We start from the raw sequence: 21,551 nt of genomic DNA on the forward strand, positions 1-21,551 counted from the left end.
GGGGATGGCGCCGTCGAAGCTCATCACCCACGGCGCATCGTTGCGCTTGTAGGCCGCCCGCGCGGCGTTGGCGGTGCCTGTGTCCAGCTCAAAGAGCATCGACACGCGATCGCCGGCCGCGAATGCCCCCGGCGGCGCGAGGTCGATGTTGAAGATGTTGCCAGACGTGCGCGCGAGACGCTGCACGCTGACGCTGCCGTTGGTCATGTAGATGACGCGGAAATCGCCATTGAACAGGTCGATAAAGCTGGCGTTGGACGTCGGAAGCTGCGGCAAGCTGATATTCGCGTGATACAGCCAATTGGTCGAGCTCGCGTAAGGCCAGGCCTTTTTGAGGATTGTCCCAGCGGCGAGCGTGACCGCAGGCTGAACCGCCGCGACAACTTCCTGCTGCGCCACGATACCCCGCTCTGTCGCACCCGCCACATTGGCCGCGATCTCGACATAGCGCAGCTCCAGCCCATCGTCGGCGGCCGGCAGGGTGTATGTCGTGCCCGACGCCCGCGCGACGGTATCGGTGCCCCCGAACCATTGCCGGGTGATCTCGGGCGGATCGTTGGACGGCGCAAGCACGAGGCCCGGCGTTGCCGTGTAGTCGCTGCCCACGTTGCTCGAAATGGGATCGACCAGGAAGATCGGCAAGCCGGTCTCGACATCCGCTTTTTGCAACGTGAACGTGCCATTGTGGCCCGGCGCCGCATAGCCGCTGGTCTGCAAGGTGACCGTGGTTGCGTCCTCTGCGGTGACGGTGACGGTGCCGCCGGTGCCGCCATATGCGCCTGACGCGACGACGGCCGTGAAAACCGGGCTCGCCTCGCCGATCGCTACAAACCGGACCTGCTGTCCGTCGGTGAGGCCCGCGACGGACGCCGGATTGACGATGACGGCGTTGGCGAGGGTCGTGGGCAGTCCGTCCGTCCCCACATCGGCGGGCGGCAGACGGGCAATAATAGTGGGCATGGGGCTTTACTCCGGGCGTGCGGTGATGGTGATCGTGCCGTCGTCGTTGGCCGTGGCCGCCCACGGGCTGCCGGCGACGGGGGGCGTCCGGTCGAGACGCATCGTGCCGTCATCCCCGATGGTGGCGGCCCAGAGGGCGACGGGCGGCAAGCCAAAGGGTAGCCGGATGATGGTCAGTCCGAGGGACAGGCCAAGGCGCATGGCGGGCTCCTATAGGTTGGGCGGCAGGTCGCCGGACAGATCGTCATAACCGCTGCCGGCGGCGACGATGCAGGTCGTGCCATCCATCGCGGTTGCGGTGATCGTCCATGTCCCGGCGGCGCTGGCGTAGATCTCGATCACCTGCCGGGCGTTGGCGTGCATACCGATGCCGCGCCGGCGCTCGCCGATCTTGGCTTCGAGATGGGCGGTCACCTTGTCGCGGGGTCCGCAATTTTGCGGCGCGGCACCGGCGGCGATCGGCAGGGCAATCATGAAGGCGGCGAGAATATGGCGCATATCAGCCTCGTGAGGCCGCGCATGGGGTGCCGCACCGGGCAGTAGCGGCCAGGGCCGCCCGGTGCGGTATCAGGGGGCGCAGGCGGCGGCGATGCCTGAAAGGACGGCCTCACCCGTGCGCCGGGATAGCGGCCCGCCATCGGCAAGCAGGGCGCCCGCGTGGGCGCGGCGGGACTGTGCGGTGCCGTCGCAGATCGCCGCGCTATCGGGCAAGCTCGCGCAGGCGCTCGCGAATAGCAGCGCCGTCAAGATCAGGGCTTGTCGCATTGTCGATCCTCTCGCGTGTCTGCTGGTATCGCTCCAAGCGGCGCAGGGCCTCGGCATCGCGCTCTGCGGCGCGCGACCACCAGCCATAGCCGAGAAAGGCCAGCACGAGCGCGAGGGAGGCACCGGCGGCGATGTAGACCCGGATCATCGGCCAAGCGCCCGGCGGATGCCGATGAGCCCGAGCCCGTTGGTGATGAGCACGTAAGAGCCAACCCCGCCGGTCCAGATGCCCAGAAGCTCGCCGGGCCAGCCGATCGGGCGCGCCTCGTGCAGCCCGATGACGAGGCCCGCCAGCACGGAAAATGTGCCCGCCCAGAACGTGAGCGAGCGCGGTTTGATATACTCCATCAGCGTCTCCCGAAGATCTTGGCGAGGGCCGAAAAGATCGCGGCGAAGATGCTCGTGCGGCCATCCGTTTTTGCCCCGGCGCCGTCATCGGTGATTGTCGGCGCGGGGATCGTCTCGACGGAGCGCGCAAGCATCGTGGCGCGGTCGAGCGTGCCGCTGTCGCTCGCCTGCACCCCCTCCCATTGCCCCACCACTCGGCGCGACCAGCCCCGCCCGAAGGTGCCCCAAGTGGAGAGCCGGCGCAGAAACCGCATCCGCGCTCCGCAAATGTCTCCGATCAGCGTGACGGGATCGACCGCGGCGACCGCGGCGAGCGTGCGCAGACCGACGATGCCATCCACCTCGCGGCCCTGCAGCCCGGCGGCCTGCTGCAGGTATCGCGCGGCCCGCGCCGGACCCGAGTTGACGGCGAAGTCATAGACCGCGAAATCCACGCCGGCCGGCAGATCGTCACACCGCACCGTGTCCCAGTATTGCGTGCGGTAGATCGTATCGCGCTCTGCCGGTGTCAGGTGCCGCACCGCGAGCTTCGGCAGCCCGGCGCGGCGGCGATAGGCGTCATAGGTGGCTTGCGTGATGCCCTCATTCGTGGCGCCGCCGGGGTCTTTGGGGTGATCGACATAGCCACCCTCGTAGGCGAGCACCCACGGGTGCACGCGCTCGAAATTGCCAAGCATGGGGATCTCCATCGTTGGGGGTTACTGGTCGTCGCGGTCCCGCGATTCGTCGCGCATCCTGTTGATGACCTCGCGCAGCCCGTCGATCGCGAGCCGCGTCTCGCGGTGCTCGGTGATCGTCACCTTGCGGGCCTCCTTGGCCTCGATGCGCAGCTCTTGGCGGAGCTGGCGCAGGCCGCCTTGCACGTCGAACAGGCCCTCATTTATCTGCTCCTTGTCCTTTGCCGAAGGCATCGGGGGCGCAGACCTCGCGCCCTTGATCGCGAGATAGACGCCGCCGATGACAGAACCCACGAGAGAGCCGACCAGAATTAGCGTCTCGTTATTGATTCCGTCCAACATCGGCACCTGTCCTGTAGCAAGAAAAGAGATCGGCGATGGCAAGGATCAGGTATGTCGTGCCGGTGTTGAGCGCCGGGGCGTGGCCATAGAAGAACGGGAACAGGAAAGCGGAAAGGAGCATCGTGAAGATGACGAGGCCGCAGACGGCGCCAACCGCGCGCAGAAGCGGAGTGCGCCGCCATGATCCGTTGATATAAAGGGCCGTGAGACGCACGGCCCCCACTACCAGCACCGCCACCCCAAGCACGCCATCCGACACGCCAAGAGAGCGGAAACCCGCGTAGCTCGAAGATACGCCCATTGTTTCACCGGGCATTAGCAAGGTGATGCCGATCACCGCGAGCACCGCGCTGGTGATCCATTCGGCGGCCCGGCCGCGACCGTGCACGATGTCGAGCAGCCGCTCAATCCTGCTGGTCCTCATCTTACGCGAACCGAGCTTTCAGGGCCGCCGCGAGGCGCGAGGCGATCCGCTCGTCACCGGCCGGCAGCGGGTGGACGCCATCGGGCAGCGGCTCAAGCAGCGTGGGCGCCGTCTCGGCGTTGATGCCGCTCGTATAATGCAGATCGACGACCTCGACGCGGCGCGCATGGGCGCGCTCCAACACCGCATCGGCGAATGCCGTGAGCTTGTCCCCGTTCAGGTTGGTGTCGGTGTCGGACCCCCCGTCCCGCGCGCGGTAGATCGGGGTCGCAAAGACGAGCTGCAGGCGCGGATAGGTGCCGAGGATGCGCGTCACGATGTCGTTGATCGCACCCCGGAATGTCGCATTGCCCGTGCTGGTGGCCGCGCCGAGCGGGCGCGAGCCGCTGAAATCGTTGGTGCCATGCGCGCTGACGATCAAGTCAACCGTGTTCCAGTTCATCGCGGCGAGGGCCGCCGCTTGAGGCCGGTTGTCATCGCCGTTGAAGGTAAACAGCGCGTTCGCCGCGTCGATCAGCGGCTGGAAGTTGCCCGTCTGGATGTAGCCGGCGATGGCGTGCATCGACATGGGGTCGTAGTATTCCTGCAGCGAATTGTCATGCAGGGCCATCCGGGTTCCGCCCATGCCCACATTGACCACCTCGGCGCCCGTCAGATCGCCCACCTGCGCCGGCCATGCGCCGCGCTCGGTGATGCTGTCGCCGAGGATGACGATCTTCTTCCCGGCGAGAGGCAGAGTGGCGAGGCGCTGCCAATCGTAGTAGATGCCTGCGCCGGGACGGATGATCCGGGACCAGCCGTCGCTAGGGTCATCAAGCGCGTGGTAGGTCTGTCGCACGTAAGAGCTATGGCTTGCGACCTCGACCAGCGCGCCCACCATCGCGCCGGCCGGGGCGTTGATCATCGCCGTCGTGACGTTGTAGAGCCCGGTTTCCACGAGCGCGTTCAGGTCGCCCCCGCCGATGCTGCCTTGCCAGTTGTAAACTGGAGAGAGGTCAGCGGCGCCGATCTCACCCAGCACATCGAGCCATGCGCCTACGCCCGTGGTCACGCCCGTCGCGGTGCTGTCATTCACCCGCGTCCAGGCGCGGCGCCGGTTGCCGGTGGCGGTCAGCACCTCGATGCGCTGGTGCACAAAGCGCGCGGTGCCCGTGCCGCCGGCATCACCGCCGGGGCTGCTGACGAAAAGATGGAAAGCCTCTGACGGGTCGAAGCCAGCCGGAAGCCCGGTGTAACCCTGCGAGGCCTTGCCAAGGTGCACACCCGGCGCGGTGACGGCTGCGACATTGCTATTCGCGGGGATCGCGCCTTGCCGCTGGATCGCTCGGGCCGCAAGGTCATCGGCGGTGGCTTCGGCCGCCTGCGCCGTAGTCAGCGCGGAAAACGCATCGACAAAGCCGGATGGCAGGTTCGCGGTCTTGTTCCACGCGGACGCGCCGCGCCGGTAAACGCCGTTATTCGTCCCATCCCCCAACACGAAGCCGGTGGAGCCGATATCCGGCACCGGCAGCGCGTTGAGCCCGGCAAGCGTGTCCTGGTAAAATGCCGGCCCGGTCGAAAGCGCTTGGCTCTGGATCTCCTCCAGCAGCAAGCGCAGCTCGCGCGGGATGATCTGGTGATCGCGGGAGATAGGATTCCCCTCGACCACCGCAACAACGGTTTTCGCTACCATACTGGCCTCGCTAGTTTTTGGGTATGTCAGCCCGCGGGCGCGTCGATCGTGACCGCGACCGTGAATCGGATGCCGCCGCCGATGGTGAGCGCCGGATTGACGACGGGGATGGAGAGCTTGCCGTCAGCGACGGCGCAGGGTGTGCCGATCAGGTAGCCATTTGGCAGGGGCGCGTGCGGGCGCACCGCGACATCCGCGCCCCGGTCCAGACCCGGCACGTCCAGAAGATAGTTGCGGACCCCCAGCGACAGCGCGACCAGGGCTTCTACGCGCACCTCGTAATCGCCGAGATGCGTGCGGATAATGCGCTCGCGGGTCTCCTCGACAGCGCGGGCGCGGGCGATCTCGGAGACGACATCCGACAGCTCGCCGATCGAGATATCACGCGCCGTCTCGCGGCCGGTCATCATGTCGCGCTGCCATACGCGGACGACATCGCCCATTGTGATGCGCTGCCCGTCACGATTACCCGGTCTCGATCTCATCAGCTCACCGTCACTGTAGAGGGGCCAACCCGCGTGCCATGCACACCGGAGCCGTTGATGGGCTGACCGAAATAGCTGTAGGTGCCCGGCGCGAGGCCGCTATCGGTGTGCCCGTCGCTCGCGTTCGGGGCGCCGTAGATGGTGGCGATCAGCACGGCGCCTGCGAATGTTGCCGATGTATTGCGATAGATACGGGTTGCGGCGTAATTTGCGTCATTCGGCGTGTCAAAGTCGATAATTGCGGACCCGGCCCCGCCCGTGACCGTGAAATTGATCAAGTCATCCGGCGGCGTCGTGTTGTTGACGACGCGCACGGTGATCGTGCCCGTGGGCAGCCACTCGCCGCCGCGCCCGGCAGCGGTGCGGTTGCGCGCCTGAATTTCGTAGTTCCGGCCATCCTCAAGCCCCGCGATCCGGTGTCGGGACTGTCCCGGCGAAAGCGTATCGACCAGCCACTCGGTCTGCCCCTGCGGTCGGTATCTCACCTGCTGGTGCAAGGGGGCCGGGGCCGGCGTCCATGTGACGTTGACGGCCGTGCCGGAGGTGGCAACCGCGCTGACATTTTGCAGCGGCGCAATATCGTCGTAGCTCTGCACCGGCTTGCCGCTGACAGGCCGCTCCGGCTCCACACCGCCGAGCTGGTCCGCGAAATCGTCGGCGGTCACCGAGTTGGCCACGAGGTCGAAGGTCAGCCCCCCGTCATTGCGCCACAGCTCCCCGACCTCGAACACCTCGTCTATCCCGAGATGCTGGACGCGGATAAAGCGCACGCCTTGCAGATGATAGCCGATCAGCCCCAGCGTGCCGCTGATCTGGTATTGCGGGCGCTTGGTCCGGGCGATGCGCCTGTTGATCCGCCACGCCTGATTGTGGCTCGCGACCATCGTGAGCTTAGGTTCCTCGCGCAGGGGCTTTGCGGCCGCATCGGCGACAAAGGGCGCGCTGGCCGCCTCGCGCCATGCGTTCTCAGGCTCGACATAAAGCCCGGCGACCTCGGTAGGGACGCCCGGCACGGAGCCTTGCGAAATCTCCGCGCCGTAGAAATCCGCGCCCGTCAGCGTGATGCTAGGCTCGACATAGCGGCCAACGCGCACCCCAACCTTGCCGTCCGCCCGCTCATACATCCATGCGTCACAGGCGATGGCCAGCAGCGCGCGCTGCTGCTCGTAGTCCTGGTCATCCGACAGCACGCCGTCGATGCGCCACTTGGGCTGCGTGCCCCCGCCCCGGATGCTGACGGCCTTGTCGCACTCGTCGGCCTCTGCGGCGATCTCCTGCCAATCCACGTCCTGCCCCAGCCCCTCGACGAGCCAATGCGCGAGGATCAGGGCGGCGTTGCGCGTGTAGCCCGACGTGTCGGTGCGCGGATCGTAGATCGCGTTATGCCCCTCGATGACCGGCGTATAGCTCGCCTGCCGGCCCGTGGGGTAGACCTCCGAGAACGCCTCCGCCGGGGGGCGCTTGGCCGAGACATAGGCCCCCGACAGCCGCGCGAAGTCATGCGCCGCGGTGATCTCCGGGAACGCGCTCATCAGCTCGGCATCCGCCGCCTGCCCCGCCGCGCCCGTGAACGGGCGGATATCGTAATAGCCCGCCATGGGCGCGGTCGTCACGCTGCCGCCCGCGTCGATCTCGACAACCCGCTCGTCGAGATAGTGCGTCAGGATGGACTTGATCGGGTGCGCCGCGAGGATCGGCACATAGTAGCGGCGGTTATTCGCAAATGCCGTGAAGCCGAGCGGCCCGCCCTTGCGCGCCCGGCCGTAGACCGTCTCCGCATAGCTGATCGGCTGCGCGAAATTGACCATCCGATCGGAGGGCGACGGGATCGACGGCTTGCCCTGCAAGGCTTGGCTGAGAAAAGACAGGCCAACGCTGATCAGCACCTTGCCCGCGATGGAGCCGAGCGCCGTTGCGCCGAACGCGGCACCCGCCCCGAAGCCGGCAGCGCCCACCGCGCCGCCCAGGAATGTGGAGCCCGCGACGGAGGCCACGAAGCCTTGCAAGAAGCCGACAACCGGCAGCGCATCGGCGCGCGTGGGGGCCAGCGCCGTCGTGCTCAGCAGTGCCGCAAGGACCCAGCCCTTACGCATCGCAGACGCTCCAGAAGGCCAGCACGTCGGCGGCTTCCGGCTTTATCGTGGTCGCCCCCTGCGGCCCCTTGCAAGCCCAGCAATCGCCCAGCCACAGCGCCCCCGTGGGCATCCGCTCGCCGCACACCCGGATCATGCCCGCATCCCCGGCGCGCAGCTCGTTGCCCCGGCGCAGGCCGGCCGCCTCCATGCGCGGCGCAATGGCCCCCAGAGGGTCCGTGAAATACCGGGTTTCCCGCTGGCACTCCCCCATGGTCGAGAAGGTCCAGCGGTCGCCGCCGAACGGATCGACACCCCGAACCTCGTTGATCCAATCGCCGATCACAAACCAGCAATTGGCCGAATGCCAGTCAAAGGGCGTGCTGATCCAGCTATTCACATGCGCGAAAAGAGGGGTCATCCGTGCAATTTCTCCTCCTCATAATCGGTCGTCGGGGCGTGCTCCAGGCTCGGGTTCGGCGCCCCCAGAAGCTGCGCGTGACCTTCGGTATTCATCACGACCCGCCGCGCATTGGCGCGGGCCGCCGCCCAGGATTCAAAGCCCACGGACGCCCGCCGCTCGCGCGCGCCGCTCTGCGAGAAAGTCAGCCGCCGCGCGATCCGCTTGGCGTATTGGTGCGGCGGATAGACCGGCGCCGAGAACTCCGCCACGCTGCCGAGCGGCTGCATGAAAAAGCGCACGCCCTGCCCGTCGATATGCTCCAGCCCAAGCGCTCGGAGCTGGTCGATCAGGTCAGGCTGGCTCGGGTCTTGGATAAAGCTCAGGGCGATCTCCCCGGCCGGCGCGATGCCGTTGATCGCGCTCTGCATCTTCGGAACAGTCAGCAGTGTTGACCCATACCAGACCCGGCCTTGTACATCGGTAAAAATGCCGTCCTGCCCAGCGATAAGGCGCACCGTGCCGCTGGTCGTGTCGATCTCCACGAGGCTCAGAAGCCCGGCCACATCCTCCCGGCCTGTCCATGTCGGTGGCAGGCTCATCGGTTGAGCCACTCGCGAAACTCGACCGTGATGCTCGATACCCGAGACGCGCCGTAGGCGGGGTTCCCGGTGCCGTCCGACGCGATTTCGAATAGCCCGCGCGCGCGCAGGTCGATCCGAGCCCCAAGCGGCAGGGCGCGGCGCAGTGGCATTTGCACCTGACACTCGTAGATCGTGCCCGAAAGCCGGGTTGCGGAGGTCAGGACAAAGGGCCAATCGTCGTGGCTCATGATCTGCCCCGGCACCGGCACGGACTGCCCGCCGGTGTCGATGCGGATCACCTCTGCCCCCGCCGCCTCGGCGCGTTTGGCGCGCACAAAAGGCTCATAGCTCGTGCCCTCGCCGGTGGCGAGCCGCTGCCCGTTGGCGAGCGGCACGCCATCGTCAATCCACCCCTCCGGCGCCGCCCCGCGCGGGCTGTAGGTGATCGGATCGCTCATGGGCACGCGGTAGACGCCCACTGCGCCCTGTGCCTGCGCCCGGATGGCCCGCCATGCGGCAATCTGGCTATGCACCAGCACCACCGATGGCGATCCGATCCACCGGGGAAAGGCGTTGAACACCGTGCGCGTCACGCCGTCGCCGGTTTCCCCCGCCGATTGCGCGCGCCAGTCGATGTCCCAATCAAACTGCGTGGGGGCGAAAAGCCCCGGCGGGATGGTGATAATCCGGCGTTCCATCAACTCGTGCCCCGATTTTGGAAGCTGGTCGCCTGCCCGCCAAACGCGCGCGCCTGCGAGGTTGCGGTGGCGCTGCTGATGGACGCGCCCACGTTGGTGGCGCGGTTGTCGATCCGGGCGTTCAGCATCCCGTCATTCAGGGCGACCTCGACACGGATGGAGCCACTTGCGCCGCCCGGCCCGGCCCGGTTGGCGGTGCGATCAATCACATCCTCTTGCGGGTGCATCATGGCCAAGAACCCGCCCTTGCCGTCCAGCCCCCCGGCCCGTGGCCCGTTGCCGGTATATCCGCCGCCGTCGAAGCTCAGAAGGTTTGAGAAGAACCCACCGATGCCGCCCGAACCCTTGCTGAACAGGCCGGAAATGGCCTCATTGATCCCGCTGGTGATAATGTCGTCTGCCATGCGCTGCAGCACGCTCGCGACCGCATCGCCCATATCCTCAAGGCTGGTGATGTTGCGACCGATGGCCTCCGAAATGCTCTCGATACCACGCTGGAACTCTCCGAACTGCGCCCGCTCCAACTCATCGCCGACCATGCGGACAGCCCGCGAATATGCCTCCGGTGCGGCGGCGAAATACCCGGCTTCATTCAGATCAGCGAGTTCGCGCAACTCGTCGTTATATTGCTCGGTAGCGGTACGTGTGCGATCAATCCACCGTTCCGCCTCGCGCATACCCTCGGTTTGCTCCCGCTGCGCCGCGCGGACTTCTTCGGAGACGCCTCCGCCTCGGCCGCCGCCGGAACTCCCGCCGCTGCGCCGGGACCGCGATGCGCCGGCCGGCTTGGGGTCTGCGCGATACGTGCGCCGCATGACTACGCCGTAAAGTCCATCCTCGACCCGGCCGGGCGCCGTCGCCATCGGGCTTGTCGCATCCATGACGCCGAGCCGCGCTTGATCCGGCCCCATCGGCGCTGCGGCGGCGCCGGCGGCGGAAATCACCGCAGCCATGTTCTGCGCGAGGCGCGCCGCTTCATTCGCCGCAAGCGTGATGCCGCCGGCCATATCAACCGATGCGACACCGCTTGCCGCGTCCCATGCCGCGAGGAGCTGGTCTTTAAGCTCCTGCGACACATCCCGGCTCGCCAATGCCTCTGCGTATGCGTCCCGCTCTGCCTGCACCCGAGCCGTGGTGACCTCGACACTGTCTCGTCCGAACTCGGCAATGAGGGCCTGCATGTCGGCCTGTGCCCGCAAGCTCGCAAGCTCATCCTGTGCCGCGGCTTGGGCCTCTGCAGCCTGTGCGCGGGATTGGCCGTAGGCTTGCGCACTACGCGCGATGGCTTCGGCCCGTGCCGCTTCGGCCTGTGCGCCGCCATCCGTTGCCGTCCTGATCTCGTTAAGCCGGATGATGACCTCGGCAAGCTGGCGGATATACGCTTCCTCCTCCTCGCTTCGATCACCTCTCAGCTCAGCCAAGGCCAGCGTATTTTGATAGAGCCGCTCGGTCGCCTCAATCTGCGCTGCGATCCCCTGTGCGGCTAGGGCGTCTTGCTCTAGGCCGATTTGCTTTTGCGCCAGCTTCCGTTCGTCGTATTGCGAGCTGCGAAGCGGGAATTGGTCTTGCACCTGCGCGTAGCCATCGTAGCCGCCACTATTGCTCACGACGCTGCCGATCAGCTTGGACGCACTGTCGAGCAAATCACCGCGGTTGATGCGCTCGATCTCGGCATAGAATTTGCGCACGGCTTCGGCGCCCGCCCCGAACTTTTCGGCGAGCTGATCTGTCGGCAGTTGCACGTTCTCGGCAAGGTCGCGGTAAGCGTCGAGCTGCGTAGACAGATCCGACAGGCTTTCGCTGAAATCCCCGACCGCGTCTCCGCTTCTTCCTGCCATCAGATAGAAGGCACCACCGATCGCGGCGACCGCACCGAGGCCCGCCCCAAGGGCGCCGAAGCCCACAAGCAGCTGCGGGAGCTGCTGAGAGAGGGCCAGAACGGCGCTCTGCCCGCCCGCGATCTGCGTGAAGAAGTCGCCGACCTGATAACTGGCGTTCTGGAGTTGCGCCCCCGACCGTGCGGAAACATCGCCCAGGCCTTCCACGCGCCGAGCAGCCGACTGGGACTCCGAGCCCAGAACGCTAATAGGCTGCGAAGCCCGGCGGGCCTCGCTTGCCATGCTGTCGAGCCCGTCACCGGCCCGCTGCGCGCCCTTGCGGATGCCATCGGTCGCGGTGCCGAGGCGGCGCTCTGTTGTCTCGCCGGTCTTGGCGAGGTTATCAAGGGCGCGCTCCCCCTTGACCAGACTGGCCGTCTGCACATCAAAACCGAGGGTGGCAAGATCAGTCATTTGTCATCCTCGGGCTGATAGGGCGGCTGACACTCGATCGCAGACGATGCCTCGATCTGCTCGGCATAATGCGCTGACAGGGCTTTGACCTGCCGACGCCAGAAGGGCCGCAGGTCTTGCATCCCCGCCCCTTCGATCCATGCCGCAATCTCGACCCACCGCAGCCCGCGCACCCGCGTTCCTGCCATGGTGTGCTCGCGGATCACCGGCCCGGCATCGTGCATCAAGTCCACAAGCCATCGCAGCGGGCCAGCGTCCACCTCGTAGGCGTCGGCACGCTCCGGGGCGTATCGCTGCAGCCATTCGCGGCGGCTGCAGCCCATTTCCGAGGGTGCCGAGTTCAGCCACGCCCACTGGCGCAGGCTCAAAATGGCTCTGCTCAGGCACCCTTCGTAAAAAGGCGCTCACTGAAAATCCGTGCGAGAACGGCGCGGCGCACTACGGGGTTGGCAAAGACCCGCTCGATGTTCTCTGCCGAGAACTTCAGTTTATCGCCCTCGACGGCGAAGTTGTCCGACCAGCCCACCACGGCGAGCCGCGCGAGCTTCATATCGACCTCGCGTGCTTCCTTCGGGGTGGCGTGCTTGTCGCGGCCGGTCGCCATCAGGTGCGCTTGCACCTTCTCGTCAGCGGCACCCTTGATCGTGAACGTGACCGGCTCGCCATCGTCACCGACCACCATTTCATCGTTGATGACCAGAGGCACCGTCACACCGGCTTCGGACTTCTCGCGCGTGTCAAACCTGCTCAGATCCATGATCAGTATTCCACGATCGTGCCGGCGATGATCGGCAGCGTCATTGCCCGCACCTGAATATCCGAAGCCCCGCCGTAGACCCGACGCCACTTGCTGACCAGCACCACGGCATAGGTGCCAATGCCCGCCTCGTCCTCAATCCGAATGCTGACTTTCTCGGCGGTGCTGCCGCGGGGCGAGAACTTGGCATCCTTGAGGATGATCTGGCCGGGATCGGTCGGGTAATCCGCACCCGAGTTCTCGACCTCGCCGGGATCGGTGATGGCGCGATACTTGGTGCGGCCACCGTCGATAAGGTCGAAGTTCCCGACCTCGTCCATGTCGCCGATCTCGCCGAAGTTCGAGAAGCCCTTTACCTCGGTCCAGGTAAGCGAGGGGTAGCCGGTCGTCGCGTTGGTGTCGAGCGTGCTGGGAACGGCAGCCGAGACATACATTTTCGTGCCCGCAGTGGGGCGGATATTGGGCGCCATAGTGCTGCCTTTCCTTAGAAAAATGTCCTGCCGCGAATAACGACGGGAACGGAATAGACCTCCCCAGTGAGGGGAGGTCGTGCGAATGGGGCTTCGATTATCTGGATGCCCTCGAACTTGGTGTTTGGTGCGAAGTGCCCAACGAGAAGCTTGACGAAGTCGTTGTTTTGTCCTGCGCCGCGCCCTTTGGCCGTCTCCACCAAAACGACGATCTCGGGGAACGCATCGGTCGTGCCATCCACAAGGATGGTGCGTTGCGCGCCACCGGACGCCTGCACCACGTAGCGAGGAAGCTCGGCGCCCCCATCATTGGGCAGCGCGATGTTCGGGGCGCCCTGCATCGTCAGTAGGTGGCGGATTAGGGCCTCTTGCCCGTCCGTGATGCTCATTGATCGTCACGCAGCTTCGCAGCGGATGCGGCGACGTTGTTTGCCCATTTCTGCACCGCGCCGCGAACGAAGAAGCGACCGGGCGTGCCGCCGTGGCCGTATTCCATGAACCGGGCGTGCCGCGCCGTGAACGCGATGCTCACTGTGTCTCCGAGTTTGAAGCCCGCAAGCCCTGCGCTGTAATCCGGCGGCGTAGAGCCGGCACCGGCCTTGGTGCCCTGCGCCGTGGTGCTGCCGTCGATATCGACGCGAAGGGATGCGATCAGCTCGCCGGTATCGACAGGGACCTTGCCGACCTCGAAAGTGCCGGTTTCCTTGATGCTCGCTTGCCGCTGGCTCATGTCCGTCGCGGTCGTCTGGATCGCATCGAGAACGACAAGCCGTGCATTGCGCTTGGCCTTTTCGGACCAGCCGCGCATCTGCACGGAAAAAGACTGTGCCATTTCATCCCCCTCGGGTATGCTCGCCGAATGTCCAAGACGCTCAGCGACCTCGCCATCTATGATCTGCTGGTCACGTTCGCGCGCGACCTCGAAACGCGCGAGGCAGAGACGAGATACGGCAGACACTGCCTGCAGAGCGCCGCGTTTTGCCTCGCGAAGATTGCGGCGACGATCGCGTTCAGGGATGAGCGCGAGCAAATACGGGCAGATGAGCAAGCCATGAAAAGAGCCCGGCGCGAGGCGCGTGAGCGTGGGTTAGACCGCGAGTGACAGCCAGTTAACCTCGGTTCGCGCACCGCATCGGCAGTTGACGATCTCCGACGCGGGCGCGCCTAGCGAGGCATCGCCCGGAAAGCGCAGCCGCGCCATAGAGGGCGATGTGAACGCCTCCCCAAACCTGATCTTTTGCCCGTTCATTGCGCGGTGCGTGTCGCGGGTGCGCCGGCTCGGTGTGGACTGCCACACAAAAGAGACGGCACTTTCCGGCAGGCGCCCGGAATAAACCATCTGCGCAGCCGCTTCGTAGCGACCTGCATTGAGCGCTCCGATCGTCTCCGTTCTCGCGACGTTCTCGCTTCTCAGCTTAAGCAGCCGCTCCGAATATCGCCGTGTGAGCTTGTCGATATCGGACGCTGCGAGTTGCGTCCCTTCTCGCGCGGCCTTGGCGATCGACCTGTCAAAGCTTCGGTCGCGACGTTCCCGGCGCAGGTATGCCGAAAAGTTGCCCTCGCGCAGCTCCCGCCGTGCGTTGCGCACCGCGCCGGCTTGGATGGTGTGCAGCCCCAGAAGGCCGCCCCTGCGACTGTTGCCGCCCCCCTTGGTGCCGACAAGGTCCAGCGCGACCGTGCGGACCCCGCGGTTGCTCTCCAGCCCGTCAGCGACCGTGTCAGCGATAACCCGCTGCGCCTGCTGCCCCATCTCATCGACCAGACGGGCACCGCGGTTTCGCATCCACTCGATTGCCCGGTCGTGCCGGCCATCGAACCGGACGCCCAAGCCCCGGACAGTGCGGATTGGCGCGGTGTCGATGACCGTTTCCCCGCCCTCGACAAACGCCGCCTCCAGCTCATCCAGCACCGGGGCGAATGCCGCTTGATCCATGCGCAGAACCCGGAACGCTTGCTCAATATCGCCGCGCTCGATCGCATCCATCAGGTCTGAGAAGCGAACTTCGTTCAGGACGTCCGCCATGGCGCGCTCGAAGGCCCGCGCCATCTTGGCACTGATCCGCTCAAGCTGCTCGATGAAGCGAGTGTAGCTGTCACGCATCCTGCCCCGCCTCGCGCGCTTGCACGGTGTAGTAGCGCACCACGCCGCCGGAGGCGTAGGCTTTCACGCTCTCAACGCCATAGACGCGGCCTGCGACCCTTACCCGGTCTCCCGTCTGCGGCTCGACCTCAGCATCAGCGGCGACCAAGAGCTTGACGTCACCCAGCCGGATCGCGCTGCTTGCGCGATCCTGCGTGCTGCGTTCCGTCTGCACCGCGCTTGCCTCGAAAGACTGGTCAGGGCCAACGGTGAATGGATACTGACCAGTGCGCGGCCCATCCCGAAGGATGGTGATCCGCAGCGGCTTGCCATTGCCGACCTCAGCAGATGCGGCCCGGATGCCCGCCGTAACCTCTGCCGCAATCTTCGCGCCGCTCATACCACAAACACCGCTACGCCCGTGCCGCCGAGATACTGCCGCAACAGGGCCTCGATGTGCAGGCTGACGGGCACGTTATCGACCGCCCCGGAGCCGCTTCGCGCGGGGTGCCATTGCAGGTCGCCGACGCGCACTAGGATCTTGTCCTGTCCGGGCGTGTATGTGACCGAGAACGCGCCCGGTGCGTCCAGCTCGATGCTCGCCGCGATATGCACCGCTTCGGCGATCTCCGGGGCATCTGCCGGGACGCCGCGGGCGATGTAGTGCAGGCGGATATGGTCGCTCCCACGCTGGAGCGCAGAGGCGGCATCATCCGCAGTGGCAGCCGCCGGCGCGAGATTGCCGCGCGCCGTGGCATAGGACTGCCATGCAGCTACCGTGCTGTAGAGCATTTAGGCGCCCTTGCCCTTGCTCTTGCCCGCCGCTTCGGCCTCGCCGATCGACACCGCGCCGCCCTTCTCGATCAGGCGCATCGCGGGGGATACCTGAGTTTCCTCAAGATCGATCGACGCGCCGCCGGCAAGGGTGACCGCGCCGATGGCAATCGCGCGATCCGTGTTGTTCGTGACCTTCATCTGGGGTGTCCTTCATGTGATGTGCGAGGGGGCGTTTCCGCCCTCCCCGATAGATCAGATGCCGTCCGCGTAGCGCACCGCTTTGGGGCGGCGAATGTCGAGCCCGCCGAGGCGGAACACGCCGGGGACCACCCAGTTGAGCGGGCCGTCCTGATAGGCCGGTAGGAAGCGGTGCGGCATCGGGATGTGCAGCTTGAGGACGCCCATATCGCGGCGATAAGCGATCATGCGGTTGGTGCTGCCAGCACCGGCCGTCTCCAGCCCCCGCACGCCGCGGATGTTGAGCGGGCGGCCCGTCATCGCGGTATAGGAGTTGGACTGCTGCAGGAGCTGCATCAGCGTCATATCGCGGCGGAACACCGTTGCGAGCTGGCTGAGCTTCGTGAACGGCAGAAGGAGCGTGTCGGCCATCTCGGTATAATTCGTGCCGGTGGCAACGCCGAGGATGGCATCGTTCACGTCTTTCAGGATTTGATCCTCGGTCGCAGTCGCCCAGTTGCCAGTGGTCGCGGAAGCTTGCGTGACCGAGGGGTGATTGATCAGGCCGCTCATGCCCTTCTCGGTGTCGCCGCGCAGGGCGACATCATCCACGAACTCCTCATAGGCACGACGCGCCGCCATGGCGTCTTCGGTCTGCAGATTGGCGCCCATCATCTGAGCGACATTGATCTCCTCGTAGCCGAACCCATAGCCGATCGCGGCCATGAACACGGCCGATTTGTGCTTCGCCCGCGCGGTGCCGGCGAGAGGAATGTCGTCGGAGTTGCCGTTGACCCATCCTGCGCGGCCGAACAGCTCGGAGCTGTAAAACTCGACAGTTTGGGTGAAAGGGTGCGCACTGGTATCAACGGGCGTCAGAAACGGATACTGAATATCCGGCAGCGGCTCCGCATTGACCTCGTTCTCGATATGCGACCGCTGGCTCTCGACAAAGCCGAGCGCGGCTTGCGCGTCAAAGGTATGTCTCATGTTCATCGGGGGTGTCCTTACGCGAGGCGCAGCTTGACCAGCTCACCGATGGCGGCGGAGCTGTCATAGCGCGCATTGGCGACGGTCAAGTTACCCGTCGCGGTTTTCTTGAACGTGCCATCTGCGGCCGTCACGCAGACGGGATCGCCAGCGGCCACAGCCTCACCAGCCCTCACCCACACGACGCCCTTGGTCATGATGCGGGCGCTGCGATACTGGCCGAAGGTGTCCGGTGTCTCCGGGTCCGTGGTGCGGTCCCAGACGGTGACGCCAAGCACATCGGTATTGCCAGCGGTCGTGGTCACGCCGTTGTCATTGGCGCCCTGCGAAACCGGGACACCGAAGCCGATACCGGTCGCCGTCTCGACAGTGCGCGAGATCAGCGTTTTGGGCTCGGTGTTGACGATGGCGCCGGGGTAGCCGGCCTCCAGACGCTCGTTATAGCTGAAATCAATCGGCATCAGTTCGCCCCCTTGTTCTTCCAGGCGTCAGAAAGGCGGGCCTCATAGGCGCCCTGCCCATAGTCGCCAGCGTCTGCGGTCTGGATCGGTTTCGAGAGGGCCTGAGCGATGGGATCGCCTTTGGCCGCATCTTCGGCGAGCACGTCGAAGCGTGCCTCGATATAGGCGTCACTCCGGCCATCGATCACGGTATCGCCGAGCGCCGCCGCCACGGTGGCCTTACGAATGTCGGCGTCGGACTTGCCTGCGAAATCCGCATCCTTGGCAATGGTGCGCGCTTTGGCGATCAGATCACCGCGGGCCTGCACCATGGCGTCGAGCGCGGCACCATCGAGCTGCGCCTTGGTCAGCCGCTCGATCTCCGCATCGCGCGTGGCAATCTCCTTGTCGCGCGCCACGATCTCGGCATCGTGCGCGGTCTGCGCATCGGCCAGCGCCTTGTCCTTGGCCTTGTTGTCGTTCGTCAGCTTTTCTAGCGCCTGCGCGCCTTGCTCGGTCGTTTCGACGGAAAGGCCGTCGATCAGGACCGAGCGAGTTTTCACGGCGTCAGCCATGGTCGAGTCCTTTCGGTCAGTAACGATGGGTGTAGCGCCCCACCTCGCGCCGCCTGCATCGTCTCCAATGCGTGCAAGGGGGCCGGCCCTCCCGCGGTCAACAACCGCAAGGTGATTGGCCAGAATGTCGGTCTGCACCGCCTGATAGGGGGTGCCATCGGGCGCGATGCCGTCGCGCATCTCGATCTTGGCGAGGTAGCCTGCCGAGAGTTCACGCTTGCCGTCGATGATGGCGGCGATTGCGTCTTCGTCGGTGATCTTGAGGCCGATCTTGAGGTATTCGCCCTCGCGCAGCACCTCGTCTCCCGTCGTGCCGATCGCGAGGTCGCGCCAGTTGGTCGAATCCACCAGATCGCCGGGGTGATCCATGGTGATCGGAAGCTTGGAAAAGCTGTCCAATACGCGGTGCGCAAAGACCACCGAAGCATCGCGGTAGACGTTGATGATAGGCAGATCGGGCCGGTCCAGCTCGACACCCGCATATTGCTGGATGCCAGTTCGCACGACGCGAGCGTTGCCCTCCAGATAGCCGTCGCGGGTGCGACGAAACCCGGTAATCGTCGCTGTGTCCTGAATCCGCATTACACGAACCCGAATAGGTTGGCGGCCGTCGTGCCGGTAGCGAGGATGCGGGTCATGCCTACCTCGATACGTTCGCCAACCTGTGCAGCGGGGAAAACGCGCTCTTGCCCTGTCAAACTGACAAAGCGCACGTCGCCGGCGGCGCCGACGCGCAAGCCCCGGATTGGCTGAGGCAGATCAACCGTATCGCTTGGGGTCACTTGGTAGCCGTCTGGCGCCGGGCCGCTCCCGATCGACAGTGTCCCGTCAGGGTTGACGATGAGGACCGGCTTACTCTCGGTAAATCGGCCAAGATCGCCCTCGATGTTTGGCAGGAAATCAGGCATCGCTATTCCTCAAATTCGTCGGGTTCGGTGCCGCCAATGGCCCGGAACTCTGCGGCGGCGGCCTCAAGGCCGGGAAATGCCCCGGTTTCCGTCAGCCCGTTGACCAGCGCGGCGCTGATGACTTCCGGCGAAAGGTCGCCGATCTGCGCGGCAATCTGCATGGTCTCCGCAACTGTCTTGCCCACGTTGGCGCGCTCTGCGGCGGTTGGCTGCCAAAGGGGGCGCCAGGTGTAGTGCAGACTGCGCGGCCGCTCCCCTAGCGCCGAATAGATCAACGCCTCATCCAGCGCGGCCATGGCAGGGCCGGTGTATAGAGACTGCTGCACCCGCACTCGGTCGTAATAGGCGCGCACATCGCTTTCGCCGGTGGCGTTCATTCCGCCTGGGGAAATGCCGAAAAGCAGCGTCATCGGCACCCCGGACGCCGCCGACGCGAGCTGCATGAAGCGGTCCATCACATCGGGCAGAGCGCCGAAGCTCGCCGACTTCTGCTCGTAGGTTTCCTCGGCATCTCGAATAAGCATGCCGTTGATGCCTTTAGCCGTGGCAGCAAGGCGGGTGCGGCTTAGCACCTCCTCTGCATACCGATCCCCGCGGCTGCGCAGGTTCTCCATCAGGTTCGGGACACCGAAAACATCGACCTTGGCCTCGTAGACGAGGGACAGCACGTTTGCCGCGACCTCATCCACGTTGCGAACGGTTTCGAGCATCCCGTTAAGGACTGAGCCGCCCCGTCCTGCCATGGTCGATGCGTCGTGCATTGTGCCGAGCCGCGGCATCCCCCAGAACATCGCAAGCCGGGTCGGGTGGATGCGCTGCGCCGTGCCGTTGACCGTCCAGTAAAGCGGCAGGCGAAAGTCTGGCCGCATCACGTCCATACCGAGGGGACCCGGCGCAATCTCGTCTTGCTCCAGCACCGTCAGATAGCGCAGGCCACCGTTCGCGGATCGCGCTGGCTGCAATGGCTTTGCCGGGTCGGTTGCCCCATCGCCGATCATGATGGCCGCGCCGCCCATGAGGCGGGCGAGCTTACGGGCTTCCAGCACCTTGCCCTTGAGCCCGAGCCGGTCCTCTTCCGCTTCCAGCCGCGAAATCTGGTCCGCCTCTGCCTGCCATTCGCGCCATTCGCGCACCGCGTCCTCTGCCGGCAGATCAACCACGCGCCGCACCAAGGCCGATCCCTTGTAGGCGGTCATGATCTCGGCGGGGCTCAGACCCCGGTGCGTGTAGCTGGCGCCGGTCGCCTTGTCCCGGCCCGTCCCCATGCCGGAGACGAGATTCACCAGTCCGTCCATCAATCGCATCAAAATATCCCGTCTAGGCTGTAGCCGTAGCCGCCGAGCATGTCGGCGATCGCGTCCATGAGCGGATCGACCTGGTCGTCAAACCCGGTGCCCAGCCCGTCGAATGTCTGCAGCTCGTAGCGCAGCGCCTCGGTGAACGCCGCTTCGGCCGGCAGGTAGACCTGCCCCGTCGCGATCCACGGCGCCGCGTCCAGCCCGCGTGTGTATTTGTCCCGGTCCCTCTGGATCGGCTCGATCGGGACGCCCTTTCGCCTGAGCGACTGGATCAACCCCGTGCCGGATACCTTGTCCTCGACCGCAAGCCCCCGGACTACTTTGCCCTTGTGCTTGCCCCAGAAGGCGGCGGCGGTTGTCTCCAGTTCGGGCGCTTCCCACTTGCCACGCACTTGATCGACCAAGGCGGCGCCACCGTTCTGCAGCTTGGCCCATAGCTGGAACACGCTGTAGTCGTTGCGCTGTCCGGTCTTTTGCGCGGTGTCCGCATACATGCGGTAGTAATCCACCGCCGGCAGATCGCGATACCAGTTGATGCCGCCCATGTCGAAAAGCGCGCCCGCGATAGACACGGGGCGCTGCATGTATTGGCTCGCGAATGTGTAGGCGTCCGCCCGGATCACCTCGATCTCTGCGGCGTCCTGCTTGGCAGGCCAGAGCGGCCCGGCCGGCAGGTCGTGCGGGATGGGACGCCCGTGCGTCCACTCCCTCGGATATTCGGAGCCCGGCTCGATCAAGACCGGCAGGTCGAGATGATCCCAAACCTCGCCAGTGCCCCCCGTAAGCAGATGCCCGACGAAATCATCAGAGTGCAGGCGCTGCATGATGACCACGATAGGCACGCGCTCATGTGCGAGACGGCTGCGAAATGTGTTGGTCGCGCGCTTGTTGACCGCGGCGCGCTTGGCGGGGCTAAAAGCGTCGTCGGGCTTTAGGGGGTCGTCGATGACCAGCGCCCCGGTGAATCGTGCGGGGTCCATGTATCCAGCCCGAAAGCCGGTGATCGGCCCGCCCGCTGCCTTGGCAAGCATCCCGCCGCCTTGGTCCGTTTTCCAGCGATCTTTGGCCTTGGTGTCCGTCTTGATCGTCACCGGCTGGAGCGCCGCGAACTCCTCCAGCTCTATCAGGCTCTTGACCTTCTCGCTATTCTCACGCGCCAGATCATCGGAGAACGTCGCATGGATGAATCGCGCCGCCGGGTTGATCGCGAAGCCCCGTGCGATGAAATTTACCACCGCCGCTTCCGTCTTGGTGTAGCCGGGCGGCAGCGTAATGATGACGCGATGCCGATGCCCCGCAAGCACCTCATCCAGCACCCGGCAAATCACCGCGTGATGCGGACCTTCGATGAAGCCCATGCC

General features: G+C 65.5%; 30 protein-coding genes. All 30 read right to left on the minus strand.

Translation table 11 applies throughout. The features are described from left to right. Positions 1 to 960, minus strand: a 960-nt coding sequence (locus PMES_RS12725) for a hypothetical protein (RefSeq protein WP_201289003.1), incomplete at its 3' end; no start/stop codon positions are given. Positions 961 to 966: 6 nt separating this feature from the next. Continuing rightward, the gene (locus PMES_RS12730) at positions 967 to 1,161 is read right to left on the minus strand and encodes a hypothetical protein (RefSeq protein ID WP_159966108.1); all 195 of its coding nucleotides are present in this window, start codon (positions 1,159 to 1,161) and stop codon (positions 967 to 969) included. 9 nt (positions 1,162 to 1,170) lie between these two features. Continuing rightward, positions 1,171 to 1,458, minus strand: a complete 288-nt coding sequence (locus PMES_RS12735) for a hypothetical protein (protein ID WP_159966109.1) — start codon at positions 1,456 to 1,458, stop codon at positions 1,171 to 1,173. A gap of 202 nt (positions 1,459 to 1,660) precedes the next feature. Continuing rightward, positions 1,661 to 1,873 carry a hypothetical protein gene (locus tag PMES_RS12740; protein WP_159966110.1) on the minus strand — a complete coding sequence of 71 codons (213 nt, stop codon included), beginning with the start codon at positions 1,871 to 1,873 and terminating at the stop codon, positions 1,661 to 1,663. Beyond that, on the minus strand, positions 1,870 to 2,073 hold the full coding sequence (locus tag PMES_RS12745) for a hypothetical protein (protein WP_159966111.1): 204 nt from the start codon (positions 2,071 to 2,073) through the stop codon (positions 1,870 to 1,872). Before PMES_RS12745 ends, PMES_RS12740 begins: the two co-directional genes overlap by 4 nt. Then, positions 2,073 to 2,750: a glycoside hydrolase family 108 protein gene (locus PMES_RS12750; protein WP_159966112.1), complete on the minus strand. Its 678-nt coding sequence runs from the start codon at positions 2,748 to 2,750 to the stop codon at positions 2,073 to 2,075. The genes PMES_RS12745 and PMES_RS12750 overlap by 1 nt, the downstream gene beginning before the upstream one ends. A 21-nt stretch (positions 2,751 to 2,771) precedes the next feature. Further along, a complete protein-coding gene (locus PMES_RS12755; RefSeq protein WP_159966113.1) occupies positions 2,772 to 3,092 on the minus strand; it encodes a hypothetical protein in 321 nt (106 codons plus the stop codon). Beyond that, entirely contained in the window at positions 3,073 to 3,516 is a 444-nt protein-coding gene (locus PMES_RS12760) for a hypothetical protein (RefSeq protein WP_159966114.1), read from the minus strand. The genes PMES_RS12755 and PMES_RS12760 overlap by 20 nt, the downstream gene beginning before the upstream one ends. A gap of 1 nt (position 3,517) precedes the next feature. Then, positions 3,518 to 5,188, minus strand: a complete 1,671-nt coding sequence (locus PMES_RS12765) for an SGNH/GDSL hydrolase family protein (protein WP_159966115.1) — start codon at positions 5,186 to 5,188, stop codon at positions 3,518 to 3,520. 26 nt (positions 5,189 to 5,214) lie between these two features. Next, positions 5,215 to 5,631, minus strand: a complete 417-nt coding sequence (locus tag PMES_RS12770) for a hypothetical protein (protein ID WP_159966116.1) — start codon at positions 5,629 to 5,631, stop codon at positions 5,215 to 5,217. 41 nt (positions 5,632 to 5,672) lie between these two features. Continuing rightward, complete coding sequence (locus PMES_RS12775) at positions 5,673 to 7,766, minus strand: fibronectin type III domain-containing protein (RefSeq protein ID WP_159966117.1); 2,094 nt, start codon at positions 7,764 to 7,766, stop codon at positions 5,673 to 5,675. Then, positions 7,759 to 8,166 carry a DUF6950 family protein gene (locus PMES_RS12780; protein WP_159966118.1) on the minus strand — a complete coding sequence of 136 codons (408 nt, stop codon included), beginning with the start codon at positions 8,164 to 8,166 and terminating at the stop codon, positions 7,759 to 7,761. Before PMES_RS12780 ends, PMES_RS12775 begins: the two co-directional genes overlap by 8 nt. After that, entirely contained in the window at positions 8,163 to 8,747 is a 585-nt protein-coding gene (locus PMES_RS12785) for a hypothetical protein (protein WP_159966119.1), read from the minus strand. The genes PMES_RS12780 and PMES_RS12785 overlap by 4 nt, the downstream gene beginning before the upstream one ends. Next, positions 8,744 to 9,430 carry a hypothetical protein gene (locus PMES_RS12790; RefSeq protein ID WP_159966120.1) on the minus strand — a complete coding sequence of 229 codons (687 nt, stop codon included), beginning with the start codon at positions 9,428 to 9,430 and terminating at the stop codon, positions 8,744 to 8,746. Before PMES_RS12790 ends, PMES_RS12785 begins: the two co-directional genes overlap by 4 nt. Next, positions 9,427 to 11,718, minus strand: a complete 2,292-nt coding sequence (locus PMES_RS12795; RefSeq protein WP_159966121.1) for a hypothetical protein — start codon at positions 11,716 to 11,718, stop codon at positions 9,427 to 9,429. The genes PMES_RS12790 and PMES_RS12795 overlap by 4 nt, the downstream gene beginning before the upstream one ends. Further along, positions 11,715 to 12,086: a hypothetical protein gene (locus PMES_RS12800; RefSeq protein ID WP_159966122.1), complete on the minus strand. Its 372-nt coding sequence runs from the start codon at positions 12,084 to 12,086 to the stop codon at positions 11,715 to 11,717. The genes PMES_RS12795 and PMES_RS12800 overlap by 4 nt, the downstream gene beginning before the upstream one ends. Positions 12,087 to 12,097: 11 nt before the next feature. Then, positions 12,098 to 12,475, minus strand: a complete 378-nt coding sequence (locus tag PMES_RS12805; RefSeq protein WP_159966123.1) for a hypothetical protein — start codon at positions 12,473 to 12,475, stop codon at positions 12,098 to 12,100. A 2-nt stretch (positions 12,476 to 12,477) separates the two neighbouring features. Beyond that, positions 12,478 to 12,945 (minus strand): hypothetical protein, encoded by a 468-nt coding sequence (locus PMES_RS12810; RefSeq protein WP_159966124.1) that lies wholly within the window; start codon positions 12,943 to 12,945, stop codon positions 12,478 to 12,480. Positions 12,946 to 12,959: 14 nt separating this feature from the next. Further along, a complete protein-coding gene (locus tag PMES_RS12815; protein ID WP_159966125.1) occupies positions 12,960 to 13,334 on the minus strand; it encodes a hypothetical protein in 375 nt (124 codons plus the stop codon). Beyond that, positions 13,331 to 13,975 (minus strand): hypothetical protein, encoded by a 645-nt coding sequence (locus PMES_RS12820; RefSeq protein ID WP_159966126.1) that lies wholly within the window; start codon positions 13,973 to 13,975, stop codon positions 13,331 to 13,333. The genes PMES_RS12815 and PMES_RS12820 overlap by 4 nt, the downstream gene beginning before the upstream one ends. Positions 13,976 to 14,032: 57 nt before the next feature. Next, positions 14,033 to 15,046, minus strand: coding sequence for a phage minor head protein (locus PMES_RS12825; RefSeq protein ID WP_159966127.1), 1,014 nt, complete (start codon positions 15,044 to 15,046; stop codon positions 14,033 to 14,035). Beyond that, a complete protein-coding gene (locus PMES_RS12830; protein ID WP_159966128.1) occupies positions 15,039 to 15,425 on the minus strand; it encodes a hypothetical protein in 387 nt (128 codons plus the stop codon). The genes PMES_RS12825 and PMES_RS12830 overlap by 8 nt, the downstream gene beginning before the upstream one ends. Next, a complete protein-coding gene (locus tag PMES_RS12835; RefSeq protein ID WP_159966129.1) occupies positions 15,422 to 15,817 on the minus strand; it encodes a hypothetical protein in 396 nt (131 codons plus the stop codon). Before PMES_RS12835 ends, PMES_RS12830 begins: the two co-directional genes overlap by 4 nt. Continuing rightward, the gene (locus PMES_RS12840; RefSeq protein ID WP_159966130.1) at positions 15,818 to 16,000 is read right to left on the minus strand and encodes a hypothetical protein; all 183 of its coding nucleotides are present in this window, start codon (positions 15,998 to 16,000) and stop codon (positions 15,818 to 15,820) included. Between the two features lie 54 nt (positions 16,001 to 16,054). Then, positions 16,055 to 16,975 (minus strand): DUF2184 domain-containing protein, encoded by a 921-nt coding sequence (locus PMES_RS12845; protein ID WP_159966131.1) that lies wholly within the window; start codon positions 16,973 to 16,975, stop codon positions 16,055 to 16,057. Between the two features lie 11 nt (positions 16,976 to 16,986). After that, the gene (locus PMES_RS12850; protein WP_159966132.1) at positions 16,987 to 17,430 is read right to left on the minus strand and encodes a structural cement protein Gp24; all 444 of its coding nucleotides are present in this window, start codon (positions 17,428 to 17,430) and stop codon (positions 16,987 to 16,989) included. After that, positions 17,430 to 18,566, minus strand: a complete 1,137-nt coding sequence (locus PMES_RS12855; RefSeq protein WP_159966133.1) for a DUF2213 domain-containing protein — start codon at positions 18,564 to 18,566, stop codon at positions 17,430 to 17,432. Before PMES_RS12855 ends, PMES_RS12850 begins: the two co-directional genes overlap by 1 nt. Next, on the minus strand, positions 18,566 to 18,892 hold the full coding sequence (locus PMES_RS12860) for a spike base protein, RCAP_Rcc01079 family (RefSeq protein ID WP_159966134.1): 327 nt from the start codon (positions 18,890 to 18,892) through the stop codon (positions 18,566 to 18,568). Before PMES_RS12860 ends, PMES_RS12855 begins: the two co-directional genes overlap by 1 nt. Positions 18,893 to 18,894: 2 nt before the next feature. Next, positions 18,895 to 20,196, minus strand: coding sequence for a DUF1073 domain-containing protein (locus PMES_RS12865; protein WP_159966135.1), 1,302 nt, complete (start codon positions 20,194 to 20,196; stop codon positions 18,895 to 18,897). Next, positions 20,196 to 21,548: a phage terminase large subunit gene (gene terL / locus PMES_RS12870; protein WP_159966136.1), complete on the minus strand. Its 1,353-nt coding sequence runs from the start codon at positions 21,546 to 21,548 to the stop codon at positions 20,196 to 20,198. Before terL ends, PMES_RS12865 begins: the two co-directional genes overlap by 1 nt. Between the last annotated feature and the right edge of the window lie 3 nt (positions 21,549 to 21,551).

This window comes from Profundibacterium mesophilum KAUST100406-0324 (assembly GCF_009835145.1).
GTDB classification, from domain to species: domain Bacteria; phylum Pseudomonadota; class Alphaproteobacteria; order Rhodobacterales; family Rhodobacteraceae; genus Profundibacterium; species Profundibacterium mesophilum.